Here is a 451-nt window from a genome sequence, read left to right on the forward strand (position 1 = left end):
GACACGCGTTCATGATTATCGCATCCAAAAAGTCCAACACCTTAAAGTATTTGAGCGCACAACCGAGATGTTTTATCGAAAACGTAGGTATGCTTGTGCCTGTGGAAAGCGTTTTGCGGAGAAAAATACGTTTGTCGAAAGGTATCAGCGCCATACAAAAGAGTGGAATCAAGCGTTAGGGATTCGTGCGGTGACGGGAAAAAACTTTGTCGATACGGCAGCGCAATTCCGAACATCACCGACAACCGTAGCGCGTCGGTTTGATGCGATCTCTGCCCCCGCCCTGCAAGAAGTGGAAGAACTGCCTGAAGTGATAGCGATTGATGAATATAAAGGGGATACGAACGCTGGGAAATATCAAGTGGTCATCGCTGATGGAGAAACGGGGCGTTTGTTGGATATCCTTCCAGACCGTTCTGTACGCACGGTCAAAAGCTACTTACAGAAAAAA

The 451-nt window shown here is 47.2% G+C and carries 1 protein-coding gene; it reads left to right on the forward strand.

The features are described from left to right. Positions 1 to 451: helix-turn-helix domain-containing protein (locus G4V62_RS19255; protein ID WP_165205249.1), on the forward strand; the 451-nt coding region annotated here is incomplete at both ends.

It is taken from the genome of Litoribacterium kuwaitense (assembly GCF_011058155.1).
Classification (GTDB): domain Bacteria; phylum Bacillota; class Bacilli; order Bacillales; family DSM-28697; genus Litoribacterium; species Litoribacterium kuwaitense.